Origin of the sequence: Klebsiella grimontii, assembly GCF_900200035.1 — a bacterium.
Classification (GTDB): domain Bacteria; phylum Pseudomonadota; class Gammaproteobacteria; order Enterobacterales; family Enterobacteriaceae; genus Klebsiella; species Klebsiella grimontii.
In genome coordinates, this window is record NZ_FZTC01000022.1 from 314,145 (window position 1) to 331,556 (window position 17,412).

Sequence of the window (17,412 nt, forward strand, 5' to 3'; positions counted from 1 at the left end):
CAGAAGGATATTTTCATGCTGCACCCGCGCGCCAGAACGATGCTGTTATTATCGATACCCGCAATCGTGATCGGTATTGCTGCCAGCCTGGTATTGATTGTGGCGATGAAAACGGCAGCCATGTTGCAGAAGATTCTCTGGAGTAACCTGCCAGGAGCTCTGGGCATGAACGCCAGCGGCCCTTTCTGGACGATCGCTATTCTCACCTGCACCGGCATTGCCGTAGGTCTGGTCGTACGTTTTAGCCCAGGGCACGCCGGACCCGATCCGGCCACCGAGTCGCTCATTGGCGCCCCGGTGAGCCCCAGCGCGCTGCCCGGCCTGCTCGCGGCGCTGATAATTGGCCTGGCAGGCGGCGTTAGCCTGGGGCCGGAACATCCTATTATGGTAATTAATATCGCTCTGACGGTGGCCCTTGGTTCACGCATTTTCCCCCGCGTCAGCGCGCTCGACTGGACGATCCTCGCCTCTTCCGGCACCATCGGAGCGCTATTCGGTACGCCTGTTGCTGCGGCGCTGATCTTTTCGCAAACGCTGAACAGCAGTAACGATGTCCCGCTCTGGGACCGGCTCTTCGCACCATTGCTTGCCGCGGCGGCGGGCTCTTTGACCACCGGGCTATTTTTCCACCCCAATTTTTCGTTACCTATCGCGCAGTACAATCAGTGGCAGCTTGTCGATATCTTTAGCGGGGCTATCGTTACGCTTATTGCTATTGCCGTCGGCATGGTTGGCGTTTGGTGCTTACCGCGTTTACACGCGCTGATGCAACGGCTGAAAAATCCGATCTTAACCCTCGGTATTGGCGGATTTTTATTGGGGATCCTGGGCGTCATCGGTGGACATATTACCCTGTTCAAAGGCCTCGAAGAAATGCAGCAATTAGCCTTTAGCCAGACATTGACCGCCAGCGATTTCATGCTTATTGCTTTGGTGAAGATGGCGGCGCTGGTGCTGGCTGCCGCCTGCGGCTTTCGCGGCGGGCGGATTTTCCCGGCGGTGTTCGTCGGCGTCGCGCTCGGACTGATGCTTCACGCGCACGTGGATGCCGTCCCGGCCGCTATCACCGTTTCCTGCGCGATCCTCGGACTGACGCTGGTGGTGACGCGCGATGGCTGGTTGAGCCTGTTTATGGCAGCGGTCGTGGTGCCAGACTCCACGTTACTTCCGCTGCTGTGCATCGTTATGCTTCCCGCCTGGCTATTACTTGCCGGGAAACCGCTGATGATCGCCAAACGCCCCAACGATTAAACGCGGCTGTTTCTCTCTTCCAGTGCCTGAGTGACCGTACGCAGAAAATCGGGGATATCCATTTTTGGCAGTATCACCTCCACCAGCGTCAGCCTGTCTGAGGCGACGCTGCTATTCATCGCTTCCTGTAGTTCCTGCGTGCGCGTCACTCGCCAGCAGCGGGAGGGGACGTCCGGAGCGAAAGCGTCAGGCAGACGATTCCAGTCCCAGAGCGCAATATCGTTGTAGCGTTGCTCGGGACCGTGAATCGCGCGCTCGACCGTATAGCCTTCGTTGTTGAGCAACAAAATCAGCGGACGCTGCTTATCTCTGAGCATCGATCCCAGCTCCTGAATAGTTAACTGCGCAGCGCCATCGCCAACAATCAGCACCACCCTTCTCTCCGCTGCCGCGATTTGCGCCCCGTAGGCCGCAGGAAGGGTAAAGCCTATCGATCCCCATAACGGCTGGACGATCAGCGTCGCGTCGACCGGAAGCTTAAGCGCAGCGGCGCCAAAAGCGGCGGTACCCTGATCGGCAAGGATAATATCTCCAGGACGGAGCTGTTTCTGCACCGTATTCCAGAAGTTTTTCTGCGTCAGGCTCCCCTCTGGCGCGCCACTCACGCCGGGCGCCTGAATATTCGGCGAAACCCATTCTGCCGCCAGGCTGGCAGAGAGCTCGATTAAAATGGCGAGCGCCTTTTCCATGGGAATCCGGCTGAACCAGCGATCGGCAACCCGAACGGCAAAGGGCTGTATTTCTATCGTTTTTTCCAGTGGAAGGTGCTGGGTAAAACCGGCGGTAATAGTGTCGGTAAAACGCGTACCGATACAAATAATGGTATCCGCGTTTTCGATAGCATCGCGAGTCTCCTCCGCACTGGCTATCCCGCTATACGTCCCGACAAAACCGCTCTGTTGCTCATCAAAAAGACCTTTGCCCATGAGCATCGTGGCGTAAGCAACGGGTACCTTCGCCACCCACTCTCGAAGAGCGTTTTGTAACCCATAGCGCTGGGCGAGAAAATCGGCCAGCAGCGATACGCGACGGCTGCTTCTTAGCATCCGTCCGGCGTGCTCGCGGAAACCCGCCAGCTGGTTCTCATCGGCGGGCAGCCCCTGAATAAGCAAACGATGAGCAGGCGGCGTGGTCTTTGCCTTCGCCACATCGGCCGGCAGCATCAGATAACCAGGACGATGATGGGTGAGCATTTCGCTCAGAACCCGGTCTATTTCATGGCAGGCATTTCCCGCCGCCAGCACCGCCTGAGAGCAGGTAATTTGTTCACTCATACGCGAAAAATGGCTGAAATCGCCATCGCCAAGCGTATGGTGCAGCAGCTCGCCGCGCTGCTGGGCGCCGGTACAGGGAGCACCGACGATATGCAGGACCGGTACATGTTCAGCGTAGCTCCCGGCGATGCCGTTCAGCGCGCTCAGCTCGCCGACGCCATAGGTGGTCAACAGCGCGCCTGCGCCCTTGATACGCGCATAGCCATCAGCGGCATAGGCCGCGTTTAGCTCATTTGCACAACCCACCCACCCTAAATTCCGATGCGCAATAACGCTGTCGAGAAACTGTAAATTGTAATCACCAGGTACGCCAAACAAGCGGTCTATACCGCAGTCTACGAGACGATCCAGCAGATAATCGCCAATGGTGTAAGTCGGTTGCATATCCCCACTCTCCTCTCATGCAGATAAGTTGAGTATTGAATAAGCAGTTGCGCTGTCCACATTGCACCCAACAAATGCGGTGGCAAGTAAAATTTACGCGTTCAGGGAGTATACTCGGCGCCAAAGATTCTTTAGTGTAAACGTATACACAACCCTGTTTTATCTGCGGAGGAAGTATGGTTTACCAGGCAAACGCCACGCGATATCAAACGATGGAATACCGCCGCTGCGGTCATAGCGGACTAAAGCTACCGGCAGTTTCTCTGGGGCTTTGGCATAATTTTGGCGATGAAACGCGGGTGGAAACCAGCCGTCAGCTTCTGCGTCACGCATTCGATCTCGGCATAACCCATTTCGATTTAGCCAATAACTACGGGCCACCGCCGGGATCGGCGGAGAGCAATTTTGGCCGTATTCTGAAAGAGGATTTTTTGCCCTATCGCGATGAGCTGATCATCTCCAGCAAAGCCGGTTACACCATGTGGGACGGCCCCTATGGCGACTGGGGATCGCGCAAGTACCTGATCGCCAGCCTCGATCAAAGCCTTAAACGAATGGGCCTGGACTATATCGACATTTTCTACCACCACCGCCCTGACCCCGAAACGCCGCTGCTGGAAACCATGCGCGCGCTGGACCACATCGTCCGCCAGGGCAAGGCGCTGTACGTCGGCTTGTCTAATTATCCGCTCGAACAGGCCCGGCAAGCCGTCAACATCCTTAACGATCTCGGCACGCCGTGCCTGATTCATCAGCCAAAATATTCGATGTTTGAACGCTGGGTCGAAGAGGGATTACTGGATTTCCTGCACACCTCGGGGGTGGGAAGTATAGCGTTTTCACCGCTGGCGGGCGGCCAGTTAACCAACCGTTACCTGCACGGCATTCCGGCTGACTCCCGCGCCGCCAGCGGTAGCCGGTTCCTGCAACCGGATCAGCTTACCGAAAGCAAACTGGAAAAAGTTCGCCAGCTGGACGCGCTGGCCGAATCCCGCGGACAGAAGCTTTCGCAGATGGCGCTGGCCTGGGTGCTGCGCGATGAGAAAGTCACTTCGGTACTGATTGGCGCCAGTAAAACCTCGCAGCTCGACGATGCGGTTGGCATGCTGGAAAACCGCCATTTCAGCGCCGAAGAGCGGGCAACCATCGACGCGATCCTTGCGGTGTAAATTCATTGTTACTTTAGCAAAAAGTGCTCTCACTGGCGATTTAGGAGTTCCTCCGATACGACGGGGCTTTACCGCCCCGTAATATCAGGTTAACAGGCCGACAACGGCCCCGATCGTGAAGGAGAAGAGTATGTTCAGGTCACTGATTTTGGCTGCAGTGCTTCTGGCTTCAGCGCCATTGGTCGCTAATGCTGGTGAAATCACCCTGTTGCCATCAATAAAATTACAAATTGGCGATCGCGACAATTATGGTAACTACTGGGACGGTGGCGGCTGGCGCGACCGTGATTATTGGCGTAGACACTATGAATGGCGCGATAACCGCTGGCGTCGTCACGATAACGGCTGGCATCGCGGCTGGGATAAACGTAAAGCCTACGAGCGCGGCTATCGTGAAGGCTGGAATGATCGTGATGACCGACGCGGCGGTTGGGGTCGTGGACCAGGCGGTCGCGGACATGGCCACGGCCACGGCCACGGTCATCATTAATATTTATTGTAAAAGGGAGCCATCCGGCTCCCTTTCTCGTTGTCGCGTTTAACTAAATATCGTCCCAACAATCAGCCAGCCGTTAAGCGCCACAACGACTGCGACAATCGCCCACCCCAGCAGTTTTACCCACCGGGAATTGACCAGATCGCCCATCAGGCGCGAGTCGCTGGTGAATATCAGCAGCGGCACCAGCGCGAGGGCAATACCGAAACTCAGCAATACCTGGCTCATCACCAGAATACGCGTGGGATCCAGGCCCATTAAAATCACGATAAACGACGGCAGCATGGTGATCGCCCGACGAAACCACAGCGGGATATGAAAGCGGATAAAGCCCTGCATCACCACCTGCCCCGCCAGGGTCCCAACAACCGTAGAAGATAAACCCGCCGCAATCAGACTCAGGCCAAAGATGGTGGCTGCCGCGTGGCTCAGCAAGGGTTCAAGCGTCAGATAGGCCTGATCGAGGTCGGCAACTCCGGTGTGGCCGTTGAAATGGAAGGCCGCGGCGGCGGTCGCCATCATTGCCAGGTTGACAAAACCAGCAATGGTCATGGCAATCGCCACATCCCAGCGCGTGGCGTTATAGCGATCTTTGCGCGTGCCTCCATGCAGGTGCTGAGTGAGCGACGAGTGTAAATAGATGACATGCGGCATAATGGTCGCTCCCAGCACCCCGGCGGCAAGAAACACCGCCTCGCTGGTCGGCAGAGATGGAACGAGCATCCCTTTCGCTAACGGCGCCAGCGCGGGCTGAGAGAAGATAAGCTCTACGACATACGCCGCCGCGACGAACAGCAGTAGCCCGCCAATCACTTTTTCCAGCGGCTTTTGACCGCGACGCTGGAGCATCAGAATCAGAAACGTCGCAATCCCCGTCAGCACCGCGCCCTGCAGCAATGACACGCCGAGAACCAGCTTAAATCCGATAGCCGCGCCAATAAACTCGGCAAGATCGGTCGCCATCGCGATAATTTCGGCCTGCACCCAGTAAAACCACACCACAGGACGCGGATAATGGTCGCGAATTTGCTCCGCCAGATTTTTTCCGGTGGCGATGCCCAGCTTCGCCGACATCACCTGAATCAGCATCGCCATCAGGTTAGCCCATACCACCACCCACAGCAGCTGGTAGCCAAAGCTGGCACCGGCCTGGATGTTGGTGGCGAAGTTACCCGGATCGATATAGCCGATGGCAGCAATGAACGCCGGCCCCATCAGGGCGAGCTTAATCTTGCGCGCTGCGCGACCGCTGCTATTCTCAACGCGACTGTTTGTCATTTTCTGCCTCTGGAAATATAGCCTTTGCTATGTTTCATGCTATCAAAATGCGAATGATTATCAAGTTCATTTGGAATGGTGATAATGATTGCTATGATAGGAGGGAACGATAGCGGGTCGGCAACTGAAAAACCGGGGGAACTGATAAACGCTTTTAATTAATCACCAGAATAGTACAAGAGAGCAACTTTTAAAACCTTTACGTAACATAACAAAAATGCATGGTTGATCACTATTTTTGCCATTAGTCACATATCCTTACAATAGTGTGTGCTAGCTCTCGTTTTCTTTGCGCTTGTTACATAGAATGTGCACAGAAATTTAACCTGCCTCATATTTGGAGCAAATATGGACCGCGTCCTGCACTTTATTCTCGCGATCGTAGTGGTGGCCATTCTGGCCCTGTTGGTCAGCCACAACCGTAAGCAGATTCGTATTCGTTATGTCATTCAGCTGCTGGTCATTGAAGTGCTGTTGGCCTGGTTCTTCCTGAACTCTGACATTGGCCTGGGTTTTGTGAAGGGCTTCTCCGAGATGTTTGAAAAACTCCTCGGTTTCGCTAATGAAGGGACAAATTTCGTCTTCGGCAACATGAACGACAAAGGTCTGGCGTTCTTCTTCCTGAAAGTTTTGTGCCCGATCGTCTTTATTTCCGCGCTGATCGGTATTTTGCAGCATATTCGCATTCTGCCTATCGTCATTCGCGCTATCGGTACCGTACTGTCCAAAATCAACGGCATGGGCAAGCTGGAATCCTTTAACGCTGTCAGCTCCCTGATTCTGGGCCAGTCCGAAAACTTTATCGCTTATAAAGATATTCTTGGCAAGATGTCCCGCAACCGCATGTACACCATGGCGGCGACCGCGATGTCTACCGTCTCCATGTCTATCGTGGGCGCGTACATGACCATGCTGCAGCCGAAATATGTGGTCGCGGCGCTGGTACTGAACATGTTCAGCACCTTTATCGTTCTGTCGCTGATTAACCCGTACCGCGTCGACGAAAGCGAAGAAAACCTGCAGATGTCCAACCTGCATGAAGGCCAAAGCTTCTTCGAGATGCTGGGTGAATACATCCTGGCGGGCTTTAAAGTGGCGATTATCGTTGCCGCCATGCTGATTGGCTTCATCGCGCTGATTTCCGCGCTGAACGCCCTGTTCGCCACCGTCACCGGCTGGTTCGGCTATAGCATCTCCTTCCAGGGGATCCTCGGCTATATCTTCTATCCGGTAGCCTGGGTTATGGGCGTACCGGCGGGTGAAGCGCTGCAGGTAGGGAGTATTATGGCCACCAAACTGGTTTCTAATGAATTCGTCGCCATGATGGATCTGCAGAAAGTTGCCGCCACGCTCTCTCCGCGTGCGGAAGGCATCATCTCTATCTTCCTGGTCTCCTTCGCTAACTTCTCCTCTATCGGTATTATCGCCGGGGCAATTAAAGGATTGAATGAAGAGCAAGGTAACGTGGTTTCCCGCTTCGGCCTGAAGCTGGTGTACGGTTCTACGCTGGTGAGCGTGCTCTCTGCGTCTATCGCCGCGCTGGTACTGTAATTAGCGAAAGCCGGGCAAGTCCCGGCTTTTTCATGTCCGCAGTTCGCTCAACGGCAGCGGCTTACCGATCAGATACCCCTGCAAATAATCAACGCCTAACTCAAGAAGCTTTTCCCGCTGCTCAGGCGTTTCAACATATTCCGCCACCACCTTCATTTTCTTAACCTTGGCCATTTCAATAATAGATTTGACCATAATGGCATCCAGCGGATCGGTCTCGATATCACGCACGAAGCAGCCGTCAATTTTCAGGATATCGGCCTGCAGGCTTTTCAGGCGCTCGTAGTTAGCGTAGCCGGTACCAAAGTCATCAATCGCGATGCCGCAGCCGAAATCTCGCAGCAGCTGGATGTTATGCATGCTGGTCTCAACATCGGAAAATGCCTGCTCCTCGGTAACCTCAATCGTTATCGCCTCTGCCGACAGGTTATGGCGTTTAAACAGAGCGATGATTTGCGCCGCGCTATCCTTTTGCATCAGCGTATAGGGCAGCAGGTTAACGGAGAAATGCCGACCGTGGTGGTTTTTGAGCGAACTAAACAGCGTTTCCAGTACCTGCATATCAAAACGCTGGCTCAGGTTAAATTGCGCAATCAGTGGAATAAACCTATCGGGCGTAATGATGGTATTACCGCAGCGCATACGGCTAAGTATCTCATAGTACCCTTCTCCGCAGGCATTCCGGATAGGCTGGGCGTACAGCACCACTCCACGCTCGCTAAGCGCCTGTTTAATTTTCGCCAGCAGCCGTACCTGTTCGCTTGTTTGATCGGATATCTGCTCTTGCGCCGCGTCCAGCGCTAATACGCGCCGCCCCGCCCCGGCCTGCTCCGATAACCAGCTAAGCTGACCGAGCATCGGATGAAGCTCGGATTCTTTACCGCCGTAGCCGCCCCATGATGCGCCAAATTCCAGATCCAACGCCTGGTTGTTCCAGCTAAACTTTTTATGGTTAAGCGTGGAAACAATATGATTTAAACGCGCCTCTGGCTCCGGGCCATTGAGCACCAGCAACAGCTCGCTGCCGGGGAGCTGATATATGCGCTCTCCCTGAGCCAATAGCGGCTGTAGTTTGCGGGCAATCTGCCTTTTGCTCTCTACTCTCATCATCATGCCGTAATGACGACTCAGAAAATCCAGATTCTGAATACGCAGGCTGCTGATGGCAACAGCAGGGTTTCGCTGCAGGTGGCTCTCCAGCGCGCGTAGATTCGGTAAACCGGTTAGCGGATCTTCTTCCGCCTGATCTCGCCACCTGAGCTTCATTCTTTCACTGTGAGCATAGATATCCGCCATATAAAACAGGCAGATAGTGAAACAAATTAGTACTGAAAGAACAAATGATAGTGAATATTCAGTTTGTACCCCATGTAAAAAATTCTGGTTATACGCCACGAGTAAAAAGGCGGAAACGGACCATGAAATGCGAATCAGCGTATGTCCCAGGCGGCTAATACCAATGAAGTATAAAATGAAAATAAGCGGGACTAAATAACCGGCAATAAAAACAGAATCATAAGGCGTACACAGCACCAGTAATATTGTCGCCAGGGCCACAAACCAATACAACGTAAATACCCGCTGCTCGCGCGTCCGCCACGCGTGACAAAGATTGCGCCAGAATGCTCGCGCATAATGCGGACTGATAATCATCCGCAACGGATAATAAAAGAATGTCGTAAAAATTAATGCGGCGCTAATCAGGCTTTGTATATCGATAATGGTGTAAATAACTGACATATTGCCGAAATAGCTGGAGATCGCCAGCGGAAACGAAAAAAAACGCCCCGCCAGGTACATAGTGACCTTCAACAGGAGGGGAGCGAAAAAGCCTCCCCAAAAAATCCTCGCGCCCATATGTTTTGCCGTCAGCGCGGCGCGCCAGCGCCTTCCAAGCTGAAAGCGGACAATAGCGCAGGAGACGAAAACCGAAAAGAGCTGGCAGAATAGCAGGATCAGCGCCTGGGCTAGCGTCAGATCGATTATCCAGGCGTTGGTGATCGCAAACGCGATTATCAATGGCGCAACGGCGTAGCGGCCAAAAATAAAAAGCACCGAATACATTAAGCTCAGCGGTAACCATGCCAAATAAATTTGATTTCCGTCAATAATGGTTTGCGGCGAAATAAATCGGGACAGCGGAATTGCGATAAGGCAGACCAGGAAAGCCAGCAGAGTTTTTTTGATCTTAATGTTAAGATGATCAATCATTATTGTTAATTAAAACTCCGGCTGCAATAAATATATTTAGGCAACAGATATTATGTTGCTTAATAAAGGCAGGCAAGATTTTAAATAGTGAAAAAATCTGAAATTACTTAACGCAGAGGTTTGCTGACTTATTCAAAGAATGCTTTACATTTCCTCCAGCAGACAAACAAAAAACCCCCGCCGTAGCGAGGGTTCCGAATTTGGTGGAGCTAAGCGGGATCGAACCGCTGACCTCTTGCATGCCATGCAAGCGCTCTCCCAGCTGAGCTATAGCCCCACAGGACCTCTTTACGAACCAAACCTGATGGGTGCAGGTTTTGGTGGAGCTAAGCGGGATCGAACCGCTGACCTCTTGCATGCCATGCAAGCGCTCTCCCAGCTGAGCTATAGCCCCGTAACGTAAAGCGTGTCGTGTTGACGGGCGGCATAATATGAATTCCTTCGCCAGGTGTCAACGGCAAAATCAATCCCAGCTATTTGATCGCTGAAAAAGCAGGCAAACGGCTGGCATTGCGAGCCTTATCGCAGCCAGAAGCTAAACATGTCACGCTTTCCTTTAAAAGGATGCTATAACATGTGCAACTAATTCCCACATATTTACTCAGGAAATAGTATGCTCAAGGAACGAATGACACCTGAAGAAATAGCGCATCTGACTGGCTTCAGTCGGCAAACGATTAACAAATGGGTACGCAAAGAGGGATGGCAAACTTCCCCACGACCCGGCGTACAGGGCGGTAAAGCGCGCCTCGTACACGTTAATGAGCAGGTTCGCGAGTTTATCCGCAGCGCACAGCGCGTGGCCGAAAACCCCGTCCCCTATTCCGCAACGGATAACGATCTGGAATCTCTGCTGCTTACGCTATGTAAAGAGATGACGCCGGGTGAGCAAAAGCTGTTTATGTCGCTGTTGCTACGCGAGGGGATCACCGGGCTACTCAACCGACTGGGTATCCGCGATCGGTGAAATCATGATGAAACTCAAAGAAAAAATGACGCCAGCGGAGCTTGCCGAGTGCCTTAATCTCGCCCGGCAAACCATTAACCGTTGGGCCAGAGAGCAAAACTGGCGGACGGAAGCCATACCCGGTGTGAAAGGCGGGCGCGCTCGCGTGATTGTCATCGACAAAGCGGTAATCGATTTCCTGGCAAATATCCCGGCGCTGCGCCATTTAACCCTTGATAACCAGCTGGCGGAACCAGTCGTTAAATACTTTGTGAATGATGCTGATACGATCTGGCGCCAGATTGTCGAGACCATGCACCTGATGACCCCCGCAGAGCAGTTGCACCTGCGCGATCTTCTTGCCCGCGAAGGGATCAGCGGGTTTCTATCCCGGCTGGGTATTGCTGATGCTAAAAAATAGGCAAAAAAAACGGCGGGGTTAGCTTGCCCCACCGTTTTATAAATCCCGATATTACTATCAGGATTGTTGACTTTCCCGTTCAGCAATAAAGGCCAGCGCTTTATTGATTCGTTCTACGCTACGTGACTTACCGATTGCATGCACGGTGACATCAAGCGCCGGAGACTGGCCTGCACCGGTCACCGCGACGCGCAGCGGCATCCCCACTTTTCCCATTCCCACTTCCAGCTCATCGGCCGTCGCCTGAATCGCGTGGTGGACGTTTTCGGCCGTCCAGTCACTCATGGCGGCTAATTTGTCGCGCACCATTTCCAGCGGCTGGCGGGCAACCGGACGCAGATGTTTTTTCGCCGCATCGGCATCAAACTCGGCGAAATCTTCATAGAAATAGCGGCAGCTCGCCGCCATCTCTTTAAGCGTTTTGCAACGTTCGCCCAGCAGTTTCACCAGTTCAGCCAGCTGAGGCCCGTTACGGGTGTCGATATTTTCCTGCTCAATGTGCCACTGTAAATGCGTTGCCACATATTCCGGGGCCAGCGAATTGATATAGTGGTGGTTCAGCCACTGCAGCTTTTCCGTGTTGAACGCGCTGGCAGATTTGCTCACCGCGCCCAGACTGAACAGTTTAATCATCTCTTCGCGAGAGAAAATCTCCTGGTCGCCGCTGGACCATCCCAGACGCACCAGATAGTTCAGCAGCGCTTCCGGCAGGTAGCCGTCGTCGCGATACTGCATAACGCTGACCGCGCCGTGACGCTTGGAGAGTTTTTTACCATCGTCGCCGTTAATCATCGAGACGTGGGCGTAAACCGGCACCGGCGCATTCAGCGCTTTCAGGATGTTAATCTGGCGCGGGGTGTTGTTGATATGGTCTTCGCCACGGATAACGTGGGTGATCTCCATATCCCAGTCGTCAACCACCACGCAAAAGTTGTAGGTCGGGGAACCGTCGGTACGACGGATAATCAGATCGTCCAGCTCCTGGTTGCTGAATTCGATCGGACCGCGGATCTGGTCGTCAAAAACAACGGAACCCTCTTCCGGGTTGGCAAAACGGACAACGCAAGGTTCGTCGTCAGCATGATGCTCGTGGCCATGGCGGCAGCGACCGTCGTAGCGCGGCTTTTCACCTTTCGCCATCTGTTCTTCACGCAGCGCTTCCAGGCGCTCTTTGGAGCAGTAGCATTTATAGGCCGTGCCCGCCTGCAGCATTTCATCAATGACGGCGTTGTAGCGATCAAAACGCTTGGTCTGGAAGTACGGACCCTCATCCCATTCCAGGCTCAGCCAGTTCATACCATCCATGATGGCTTCAATGGCCTCCGGCGTTGAGCGCTCGAGATCGGTGTCTTCAATACGCAGCACAAACTCACCGCCGTGGTTACGTGCAAAAAGCCAGGAATAGAGAGCAGTACGCGCGCCGCCAACGTGCAGATAGCCTGTCGGGCTGGGCGCGAAGCGAGTTTTGATTTTCATGAAGTGGCCTTACGTTTGATAAAGGTGCCGACACGCGGCAGCGTTCGTTAGATTTTATGGGGGAATATTCTAACACCGTGGGCTGATTCCTCAATGTTGTTACCGTTTCAACGTCACGCTTTCCCCTTTTTGTTTATAAATCATGCGCCACAGATGACATTGCGATCGTTTTGTTTAATTTTACGACGAACAAACAAATTATTTAGAAAAGGCGTTGACTCATTTCCAACTCTCCCTATAATGCGACTCCACACAGCGGGGGTGATTAGCTCAGCTGGGAGAGCACCTCCCTTACAAGGAGGGGGTCGGCGGTTCGATCCCGTCATCACCCACCAACTACTTTACGTAGTCTCCGCCGTGTAGCAAGAAATTGAGAAGTGGGTGATTAGCTCAGCTGGGAGAGCACCTCCCTTACAAGGAGGGGGTCGGCGGTTCGATCCCGTCATCACCCACCATTTTCTCGCCAGCTGGATTTCTTGCCGTAAAATGAAGTACCGAAGTGGGTGATTAGCTCAGCTGGGAGAGCACCTCCCTTACAAGGAGGGGGTCGGCGGTTCGATCCCGTCATCACCCACCACTTCGGGTCGTTAGCTCAGTTGGTAGAGCAGTTGACTTTTAATCAATTGGTCGCAGGTTCGAATCCTGCACGACCCACCAATGTAAAAAAGCGCCCTAAAGGCGCTTTTTTGCTATCTGCGATACACAAAGCCGGAGCAGCCTTTTACCTTGCCATCCGGCAATGACGCTTAATTCACTAGCGCCGCAACCAGTTTCTCCAGCGCAGGCGTCGCCTGATGCTGGTCATAGACGATATACAAATCAGCGGGTATCCGCTCTTCCAGCGGACGAAACGCAACCCCCGGCCATGCCATCTGCGCGTAGCTATCGGCGATGAGCGTAATGCCGATCCCCATACTGACCATCGCCAGCACCGTTTGCGGCTCCATTACCTCACGGATAATCATCGGCGAGAATCCGGCACTCTGGCACACGCGTTGTAAAAACGTCCAGTCGGTATGTATTGAGGGCATAGTGACAAAATATTCGTTACGCAACGTCGCAAGCGGGATCGCCTTACGCGCAGCTAGCGGATGCTCTTCCGGCATGGCCACCAGAAAAGAGGACTCATGCAAGCGCAGGCTGGTAAAGCCAGGAGAAGGCGCCGTCGCCATTCGCCAGACGCCGGCGTCCAGCTCGCGTCGTTCCAGCATCGCCATCTGCATCGCGGGCATATTCTCTCTGAAAAGCACTTCCACGTTAGGATGCTCTTTCAAAAAACGACGCATCACCGGACGCATTTTTCCCCACATTGCCGTGCCTATCACGCCCAACTCCACCCGCCCGGCCTCACCCCGCCCAATCTGTTCCACGCGCGCCAGAGCCTGATTCGCGCTGGAAAGCAGACGACGGGACTCCTCCATCAGGATTTTTCCTGCGTGGGTCAAGGCCACGCTGCGGGAGTGACGAACAAACAGTAGCGTGCCGAGCTGCTGCTCCAGATCTTTGATGTGAATGCTGAGCGGAGGCTGCGACATATTCAGCCGCGCCGCCGCACGACCAAAATGCAGCTCTTCTGCGACAGCCAGAAAATAGCGCAATAACTTCAGATCGATACGATGCGTGCGTTCCATGGCTCATGCGCTCCTGGGGCGAAGGATAATGCGCAAAGTTACCACATTACATCAGAGAAAATGAAACGGCGGGACATGCCCCGCCGCTGAAGAGGATTAATGGGCCAGCTCTTTCTCCATTCGCTGCTCAGGTTCATGTTTATAGCGGAAGAACAGGGCAAAAATGACCGCCAGCATTAATGAATAGGCTGCGAACACCAGCCAGATGGTCTGCCAGTCCTTTACGCCGTCCAGAGAAAAGTAGTCCACGGCCAAGCCGCTGAGAACCGAACCAACCCACGCGCCGACACCGTTCACCATGGTCATAAACAGCCCCTGCGCGCTGGCGCGAATATTCGCTCCCACCTGTTGCTCAACGAATACCGACCCTGAAATATTAAAGAAGTCGAATGCGCAGCCGTAAACAATCATCGACATCAACAGCAGTACAAAACCGAACGGAGACGGATCGCCAAAGGCAAAAAAGCCAAAGCGCAGCGTCCACGCCAGCATACTCATCAGCATGACCGTTTTAATGCCAAAGCGTTTCAGAAAGAACGGAATAGTGAGAATAAAGGCGACTTCCGCCATCTGCGAAACAGAAAGCAAAATAGAGGGATAGCGCACGACAAAGCTGTCGGCAAACGCCGGGTTGCGGGCGAAATCATGCAGGAAGGGGTTACCGAAGACGTTGGTGATTTGCAGTACCGCCCCGAGCATCATTGCGAAGAAAAAGAAAATGGCCATCCGCGGATTTTTAAACAATACGAATGCATCCAGCCCCAGTCTCGCGGCCAATGTGGTGCTGGCTTTCTTCTCGGTCACGGGAATTTTCGGTAGCGTAAACGCGTAGAGCGCCAGCAATAACGACGCGGCAGAGGCGATATACAGCTGAGCGCTGCTCAGCTCCAGCCCCATCAGGCTCACCATCCACATGGCGACAATAAAGCCGAGCGTGCCAAACACGCGAACAGGCGGAAACGCGGTCGCCGGATCCTGACCGGACTGCGCCAGGCAGGAGTAGGAGACGCTATTAGACAAGGAGATGGTCGGCATGTAGGCCATCGCGTTAATCAGCATTACCCAGAACATGGTATCCGGGTCGGTAACGGTCGTCGCATAAAGAAGCACTCCTGCGCAGACCAGATGGCAGAGCATGTAGGCCCGTTCTGCACGTAGCCATTTATCGGCAATAATTCCCATAACGCCGGGCATGATAATAGCCGCCAGCCCTTTGGAGCTATAGACCATACCGACGTTTGCGCCGGTGAAATGCAACGTGTTTATCATGTAAGAACCCAGGGTGACCAGCCAGCTTCCCCAGATAAAATATTGCAAAAACGACATGAGCTTTAAGCGAGAGGCGATACCCATTTTTCCGTTCCTTGCCATTAAAGTAAAACCCCGCAAGCGGGGTCATATTTATTATTTTTTTCAGGCCAGTTTGCGCAAGAAGCCGCAGATCAGGTTGATAAAGTTCTGCCGGGAGAGTTCGGCCGCCGCCAGGGTTTGCGCGTGAGATAATTTCACATCGCCCAGCCCTTCAGCCAGATTGGTAATCGCTGAGACTGCCACCACTTTTAACCCGCAATGACGGGCGGTAATCACTTCCGGCACCACGGACATCCCCACCACATCGCCGCCGATAATCTGCATCATGCGAATCTCTGCCACCGTCTCAAAATTCGGCCCGGGATAGGAAACAAATACGCCTTCGGTCAGCGGAAACCCTTCCTCCGCCGCCACGCTCTGCAGAACGGCGCGATAATCCGCATCATAGGCGTTGGCCAGAGAGAAAAAGCGCTCGCCGAAACGTTCATCATTCGGGCCAACCATTGGCGTGCCCGGCATCGTATTAATGTGATCGCTGAGCGCCACCAGGCTACCCGGCCCGACCTCCGGGCGCAACGAACCGGCCGCGTTAGTACAAAACAGTAGTTCACACCCCAGCAGCTTTAGCGTGCGGATAGCATCGGTCATCACCGGCATGCCCCGTCCTTCATAGAAGTGCCCGCGCCCTTTCATGCAGGCAACAGGTACGCCGGCCAGATTTCCCAGCACCAGCTCGCCGGCATGGCCGTGAACCGTACTCACCGGGAAGCCGGGCAGCTTCTCGTAAGATATCGCCACCGCATCTTCAATTTGTTCCGCCAGCGCCCCTAGACCAGAACCAAGAATAAAAGCCACGCGCGGCGTAAAATCCGGCTTATATCCGCGAATAATATCGGCGCTATACCAGGGGTTCTGTGAGAAAAGCGTGTCGCTCATAAGCTGTCCTTAAAAACTGAAGAATGGATAAAATGATTGGCTACCATCTTGTTATAACGATGCGACGCAATCGATTACCAATACAGTTTTCCCGGACGTTTGATATCAAAAAGCTATTGATTTCATTTCTGATACAAGGGATCGTTTTCGCGTAAGGCGGTAAGCCGGGCCGCCTGCAGCCGCACCACCTCCCACAGCGCCTCTGCGGCTGTCGATAGGGAGCGGTTTTTACGCCGCGCCAGCATCAGCTGGCGTTCCACTACCGGCGTCAGCCGCTTCACCTGCAAACGGCTCCCCTGCGGGAGCGGCAGCGCTAATGCGGGTAATATACTGATGCCTATCCCCGACTCAACCATCGGAAATAGCGTGGCCGGATGCCCGATTTCCTGCACGATGTTCGCGGTAACGGCGAATCCTGAAAGCGCAGCATCAATCAGCGGACGGCTGCCAGAAGCATAATCCTGCAAAACCAGCCGCTGGTGCTGTAGGTCCTGCCAGCTCACCGCGTCCCGTCCGGCAAAAGGGTGATCGCTGCGGCAAAGCAGCAGGAATGGTTCAGCGAGAACCGTCTCGCACTGTAAATCGGTCGCGGCGCCGGGATCGATAACGATACCAAAATCCACTTCTCCCTGCCGAATGCTCTCCAGCACCCACTGCTGGGGGCGATCGTGCAGAACGAAATCTATCTCCGGATAGCGCCGGTTGCTGTAGGCAATGCACTGCGGGATCAGATGGGCGGAAATGGTCTGGCTGGCCGCCACCCGCACGGTGCCCATCAGCTGCTGCCCGACTCGACCGGCCTCACGCAGCGTGCTATTGAGTTCATCCAGCAAGCGCTCAAGCCGGGCCGCCAGCTGCTGTCCTGCCTCCGTGAGCACCACTTCACGCGTCGTTCGGTCAAGCAGGCGTACGCCGGTCTGGTACTCCAGCTCTTTTACGCTATGGCTGACCGCAGACTGGCTAAGACCAATACTCTCCCCTGCCCGGCTAAAGCTTTTAACGCGGGCAACGGTCACAAAAACTTTTAACTGACGCAGCGAATAATTCATCTCTTTTTTTCATGAATAGATGCAATAA

At 54.0% G+C, this 17,412-nt stretch carries 14 protein-coding genes and 6 tRNA genes; 10 read left to right on the top strand and 10 right to left on the bottom strand.

All coding sequences use genetic code 11. The features are described from left to right. Positions 1–15 precede the first annotated feature (15 nt). Positions 16–1,251, top strand: a complete 1,236-nt coding sequence (locus KOSB73_RS22180) for an ion channel protein (RefSeq protein WP_004870829.1) — start codon at positions 16–18, stop codon at positions 1,249–1,251. Here the strand turns inward: KOSB73_RS22180 and KOSB73_RS22185 are convergent. Beyond that, on the bottom strand, positions 1,248–2,909 hold the full coding sequence (locus KOSB73_RS22185) for an alpha-keto acid decarboxylase family protein (protein WP_098066574.1): 1,662 nt from the start codon (positions 2,907–2,909) through the stop codon (positions 1,248–1,250). The genes KOSB73_RS22180 and KOSB73_RS22185 overlap by 4 nt on opposite strands. A 176-nt stretch (positions 2,910–3,085) precedes the next feature. On the opposite strand from KOSB73_RS22185, the gene mgrA reads away from it, so the two are divergent. Further along, positions 3,086–4,078 (top strand): L-glyceraldehyde 3-phosphate reductase, encoded by a 993-nt coding sequence (mgrA, locus tag KOSB73_RS22190; RefSeq protein ID WP_024359299.1) that lies wholly within the window; start codon positions 3,086–3,088, stop codon positions 4,076–4,078. A 130-nt stretch (positions 4,079–4,208) separates the two neighbouring features. Then, positions 4,209–4,568: a DUF2502 domain-containing protein gene (locus KOSB73_RS22195; RefSeq protein WP_004870824.1), complete on the top strand. Its 360-nt coding sequence runs from the start codon at positions 4,209–4,211 to the stop codon at positions 4,566–4,568. A gap of 48 nt (positions 4,569–4,616) precedes the next feature. Here the strand turns inward: KOSB73_RS22195 and KOSB73_RS22200 are convergent, their stop codons facing one another. After that, positions 4,617–5,852, bottom strand: coding sequence for an Nramp family divalent metal transporter (locus KOSB73_RS22200; protein WP_004870823.1), 1,236 nt, complete (start codon positions 5,850–5,852; stop codon positions 4,617–4,619). A gap of 348 nt (positions 5,853–6,200) precedes the next feature. Between KOSB73_RS22200 and KOSB73_RS22205 the strand changes: the two genes are divergently transcribed. Then, a complete protein-coding gene (locus KOSB73_RS22205) occupies positions 6,201–7,403 on the top strand; it encodes a NupC/NupG family nucleoside CNT transporter (RefSeq protein ID WP_004104312.1) in 1,203 nt (400 codons plus the stop codon). Between the two features lie 30 nt (positions 7,404–7,433). Here KOSB73_RS22205 and KOSB73_RS22210 read toward each other — a convergent pair whose 3' ends face one another. From KOSB73_RS22210 to KOSB73_RS22220, 3 genes are all read right to left on the bottom strand, one after another. Beyond that, positions 7,434–9,614, bottom strand: coding sequence for an EAL domain-containing protein (locus KOSB73_RS22210; protein ID WP_098141004.1), 2,181 nt, complete (start codon positions 9,612–9,614; stop codon positions 7,434–7,436). A 201-nt stretch (positions 9,615–9,815) separates the two neighbouring features. Further along, positions 9,816–9,891: transfer RNA gene (locus KOSB73_RS22215), tRNA-Ala, on the bottom strand. A 41-nt stretch (positions 9,892–9,932) separates the two neighbouring features. After that, positions 9,933–10,008: transfer RNA gene (locus tag KOSB73_RS22220), tRNA-Ala, on the bottom strand. Between the two features lie 219 nt (positions 10,009–10,227). On the opposite strand from KOSB73_RS22220, the gene KOSB73_RS22225 reads away from it, so the two are divergent. Together KOSB73_RS22225 and KOSB73_RS22230 are read left to right on the top strand one after the other, a co-directional pair. After that, positions 10,228–10,581 carry a YfeC-like transcriptional regulator gene (locus tag KOSB73_RS22225; RefSeq protein WP_004123321.1) on the top strand — a complete coding sequence of 118 codons (354 nt, stop codon included), beginning with the start codon at positions 10,228–10,230 and terminating at the stop codon, positions 10,579–10,581. 4 nt (positions 10,582–10,585) lie between these two features. Further along, positions 10,586–10,981, top strand: coding sequence for a YfeC-like transcriptional regulator (locus KOSB73_RS22230; RefSeq protein ID WP_024359302.1), 396 nt, complete (start codon positions 10,586–10,588; stop codon positions 10,979–10,981). A 57-nt stretch (positions 10,982–11,038) separates the two neighbouring features. Here the strand turns inward: KOSB73_RS22230 and gltX are convergent, their stop codons facing one another. After that, positions 11,039–12,457, bottom strand: coding sequence for a glutamate--tRNA ligase (gene gltX / locus KOSB73_RS22235; protein WP_024359303.1), 1,419 nt, complete (start codon positions 12,455–12,457; stop codon positions 11,039–11,041). Between the two features lie 259 nt (positions 12,458–12,716). On the opposite strand from gltX, the gene KOSB73_RS22240 reads away from it, so the two are divergent. From KOSB73_RS22240 to KOSB73_RS22255, 4 genes are all read left to right on the top strand, one after another. Next, positions 12,717–12,792 (top strand) — tRNA-Val (locus KOSB73_RS22240). A 44-nt stretch (positions 12,793–12,836) separates the two neighbouring features. After that, a tRNA-Val gene (locus KOSB73_RS22245) sits at positions 12,837–12,912 on the top strand. 46 nt (positions 12,913–12,958) lie between these two features. Further along, a tRNA-Val gene (locus KOSB73_RS22250) sits at positions 12,959–13,034 on the top strand. A 4-nt stretch (positions 13,035–13,038) separates the two neighbouring features. Continuing rightward, positions 13,039–13,114: transfer RNA gene (locus tag KOSB73_RS22255), tRNA-Lys, on the top strand. 89 nt (positions 13,115–13,203) lie between these two features. On the opposite strand, the gene KOSB73_RS22260 is transcribed toward KOSB73_RS22255, so the two are convergent. The 4 genes from KOSB73_RS22260 to KOSB73_RS22275 form a co-directional block, all read right to left on the bottom strand. Then, positions 13,204–14,088 (bottom strand): LysR family transcriptional regulator, encoded by an 885-nt coding sequence (locus tag KOSB73_RS22260; protein ID WP_024359304.1) that lies wholly within the window; start codon positions 14,086–14,088, stop codon positions 13,204–13,206. A gap of 96 nt (positions 14,089–14,184) precedes the next feature. Continuing rightward, the gene (locus KOSB73_RS22265) at positions 14,185–15,441 is read right to left on the bottom strand and encodes a nucleoside permease (protein WP_004870802.1); all 1,257 of its coding nucleotides are present in this window, start codon (positions 15,439–15,441) and stop codon (positions 14,185–14,187) included. Between the two features lie 60 nt (positions 15,442–15,501). Continuing rightward, positions 15,502–16,335, bottom strand: a complete 834-nt coding sequence (xapA, locus tag KOSB73_RS22270; RefSeq protein ID WP_064410769.1) for a xanthosine phosphorylase — start codon at positions 16,333–16,335, stop codon at positions 15,502–15,504. A gap of 122 nt (positions 16,336–16,457) precedes the next feature. Then, positions 16,458–17,384, bottom strand: a complete 927-nt coding sequence (locus KOSB73_RS22275; protein WP_064410770.1) for a LysR family transcriptional regulator — start codon at positions 17,382–17,384, stop codon at positions 16,458–16,460. Positions 17,385–17,412: the final 28 nt, after the last annotated feature.

Bases quoted from the DNA above. Each gene is read 5' to 3' on its own strand.
- KOSB73_RS22180 (WP_004870829.1), top strand. From the start codon at position 16: ATGCTGCACCCGCGCGCCAGAACGATGCTGTTATTATCGATACCCGCA.
- KOSB73_RS22185 (WP_098066574.1), bottom strand. From the start codon at position 2,909: ATGCAACCGACTTACACCATTGGCGATTATCTGCTGGATCGTCTCGTA.
- mgrA (WP_024359299.1), top strand. From the start codon at position 3,086: ATGGTTTACCAGGCAAACGCCACGCGATATCAAACGATGGAATACCGC.
- KOSB73_RS22195 (WP_004870824.1), top strand. From the start codon at position 4,209: ATGTTCAGGTCACTGATTTTGGCTGCAGTGCTTCTGGCTTCAGCGCCA.
- KOSB73_RS22200 (WP_004870823.1), bottom strand. From the start codon at position 5,852: ATGACAAACAGTCGCGTTGAGAATAGCAGCGGTCGCGCAGCGCGCAAG.
- KOSB73_RS22205 (WP_004104312.1), top strand. From the start codon at position 6,201: ATGGACCGCGTCCTGCACTTTATTCTCGCGATCGTAGTGGTGGCCATT.
- KOSB73_RS22210 (WP_098141004.1), bottom strand. From the start codon at position 9,614: ATGATTGATCATCTTAACATTAAGATCAAAAAAACTCTGCTGGCTTTC.
- KOSB73_RS22225 (WP_004123321.1), top strand. From the start codon at position 10,228: ATGCTCAAGGAACGAATGACACCTGAAGAAATAGCGCATCTGACTGGC.
- KOSB73_RS22230 (WP_024359302.1), top strand. From the start codon at position 10,586: ATGATGAAACTCAAAGAAAAAATGACGCCAGCGGAGCTTGCCGAGTGC.
- gltX (WP_024359303.1), bottom strand. From the start codon at position 12,457: ATGAAAATCAAAACTCGCTTCGCGCCCAGCCCGACAGGCTATCTGCAC.
- KOSB73_RS22260 (WP_024359304.1), bottom strand. From the start codon at position 14,088: ATGGAACGCACGCATCGTATCGATCTGAAGTTATTGCGCTATTTTCTG.
- KOSB73_RS22265 (WP_004870802.1), bottom strand. From the start codon at position 15,441: ATGGGTATCGCCTCTCGCTTAAAGCTCATGTCGTTTTTGCAATATTTT.
- xapA (WP_064410769.1), bottom strand. From the start codon at position 16,335: ATGAGCGACACGCTTTTCTCACAGAACCCCTGGTATAGCGCCGATATT.
- KOSB73_RS22275 (WP_064410770.1), bottom strand. From the start codon at position 17,384: ATGAATTATTCGCTGCGTCAGTTAAAAGTTTTTGTGACCGTTGCCCGC.